Genomic DNA, 2,686 nt, shown 5'->3' with positions numbered 1-2,686 from the left:
AATGCCTTAGGGGGTCGAGTAGAATTAGCCGGATTAGCCGCTCCCGGTGAAGTCGCGTTGAATGTAGACGATAACCATCTTAGTTTGAATATTCCTAATGATTTAACACGAGCAGATATTTCACTGACTAATGAAGCCGTTGTCAATACCAGTGGTGAGGGAGGCGGTGAAATTCAAGTTTTTGGTAGGCGCGTGATGCTCAAGGAAGGTTCTCAGATACTCGCGACTACTCTGGGTTCAGAAGCTGGCGAGGGGATAAAAGTGGATGCTTCTGAGTTGGTTGAGCTGATAGGAACTGGATTTGAAAACTTTGAACAAATTTATGTAGTCGGTAGTTTATCTGGACAACTTCGCCCTTCTAACCCAGGTACTGGCTTGTTTACTGGTGCGGTGGGTGCAGGTTCAGGGGGAGCTATTGAGATCAACACTAAGCAACTAAAGCTTCGAGATGGGGCGATTGTATTCAGCCCTACCTTTAGTCAGGGTATCGGCGGAAATCTTAGCGTCCGCGTTTTGCAATCCGTGGAATTGATTGGTTCTGGCTTGGTTAGTTCAACTTTGCAGAGTGCAACTGGAGCTGCTGGAGATATCATCATTGACACTCGACGTCTGATTGTTCGTGATGGAGCAGTCGTTGTCGCCGCTACAATTAGTGAGGGGAATGGGGGAGATATAATGGTGAAAGCTTCTGAATCGGTAGAAATTCTGCGAACTCCACCGGAAGCTTTAGTAGTTACTGGCTTTTTTACTACTGCTATTGTTGATACGAGATCAACAAGGTTAAAAGGAAATGCGGGTGATATAAAAATTGATACTTCCCTATTTTTAGTCCAAGATATAGCCAGACTCTCAGCTGAATCTTTTATTGGTGCAGGTGGAAATATTACCATAACTGCCGATAACGTTAAACTAATCAATAATGGGCAAATTGCCACTACAGCTTTTGGCAGCGACAATGCCGGAGATATTATAGTAAAAGTTCAGGAAAATTTACTCCTATCTGGTACAAACAGCGGATTCTTTGCCAACACGGAACTCAACTCTTCTGGTAACGGTGGCAGTATTTTTATCAAAAATCCAAAAACTATACAGATTTTGGATAACGCCAACATTGCTGTTGATAGTCAAGGTATTGGGGTAGGGGGTAATATCGAGATTCGTGGCGACTCCCTTACCCTAGATAATCAAGCCAATCTTTTAGCCGAAACCGCCAGTAACACAGGTGGCAATATTACTCTACTACTTGATGACTTGCTGCTAATGCGCCGTGACAGTCGCATTTCCACCACCGCAGGAACGACTGGAGTAGACGGAAATGGTGGAAATATCTCTATTGATGCAGACTTAATCACTTCCATTCCCAATGAAAATAGTGATATCACCGCCAATGCCTTTTTCGGACAAGGAGGTCGCATCACCATCACCAGTCAAGGCATCTTTGGCATTGAAGAACGTCCAGCCATCCCCGGAAATCGCACCAATGATATTGATGCCAGTTCTCAGTTTGGCAATTCTGGTGAAATCACACTTAATGTATCCCTTGATCCAAGTCGCGGACTAACTCAACTCCCCAGCACTTTGGTTGACCCCTCTGGACAAATTAACCAAATGTGTGCAGCTAGTAATCGTCAGAATCAATTTACTATCACTGGACGAGGTGGTTTACCTGAAAACCCGACGGATTTATTTAGCCCCGATTTGGTACAAGATGATTTTGGCACGGTGATAGCCAGGGAAGAAGATGAGGAAATAGAAGGACAAGCAGACGGGGAGAATTCTCCTATTTATCATCCTCCCAAGCAGATTATTGAAGCCCAAGGTTGGATTATTGATGCAGAAGGTAATGTGGTGCTGACGGCTTACGTCCCCAATGGAACACCTCATGGCGGTTGGCAAAATTCGGTCAATTGCCAGGTTTCTGAAACGGCATCTCAGCCATGATTAATGATTCAGCAAAAAACATTGTAGCAATTTAGCAAGAAAATCATTAATTTAAGGGAGTTATTAAAGTATAGAATAAGCATTAGTTTAACCTTTTTAATTTAGGTAAAAGCTGTAAGGTAAAATCGCAATGAAACAGATTAAAACTCACTTTTGCTTTGCCAGCAGCGTTGTTCTCGGTTTTTGGGCAAATATCACGACGGTATCGGCTCAAGTTGTCCCCGATAATACACTCCCAGTAAATTCTCAAGTGACAGGGTGTCCGGTTTGCCTAATTGAAGGGGGAACAGTGCGAGGGGTAAACCTATTCCATAGTTTTGAGGCATTTTCCGTACAGACAGGGGGTGAGGCATTTTTCAATAATGCTTTACAGATTGAGAATATCTTTGGTCGGGTGACAGGTTCTAAGATTTCTGATATTGACGGGTTAATTCGGGCAAATGGCACAGCCAATCTATTTTTAATCAATCCCAATGGGATTGTTTTTGGAGAGAATGCGCGGTTGAATGTTGGCGGTTCCTTTACCGCCTCTACAGCCAATGCAATTGGTTTTGGCAATCAAGGTGTTTTTAGCGCAACTGACCCAGAAGCTTTACCCTTACTCACTGTTAACCCAGATGCATTTTTCTTTAATGAAATGGCTCCTGGGCGTATCGAAAATCGCTCAATTGCACCCGCAGGCGTTAATCTCTTAGGAGAGCCGCTCAAGGGTTTAGGAGTTCCCGATGGTCACAGCTTGTTATTG

2 protein-coding genes are annotated in these 2,686 nt (G+C 43.8%); both read left to right on the top strand.

All coding sequences use genetic code 11. From position 1 onward, the window contains the following. Nucleotides 1-1,941 (top strand): hypothetical protein (locus RIG66_RS32995; protein WP_446384200.1); only part of this gene is annotated, 1,941 nt, incomplete at its 5' end. Nucleotides 1,942-2,071: 130 nt separating this feature from the next. Continuing rightward, the coding region (locus RIG66_RS32990) for a filamentous hemagglutinin N-terminal domain-containing protein (RefSeq protein WP_446384198.1) at nt 2,072-2,686 on the top strand (615 nt) is incomplete at its 3' end.

The sequence above is a fragment of the Coleofasciculus sp. E2-BRE-01 genome, assembly GCF_040221695.1.
Taxonomy (GTDB): Bacteria; Cyanobacteriota; Cyanobacteriia; order Cyanobacteriales; family Coleofasciculaceae; genus Coleofasciculus.
The sequence above is the reverse complement of the archived record's forward strand: the minus strand, read 5'-3'. Positions and strand labels throughout refer to the sequence as shown.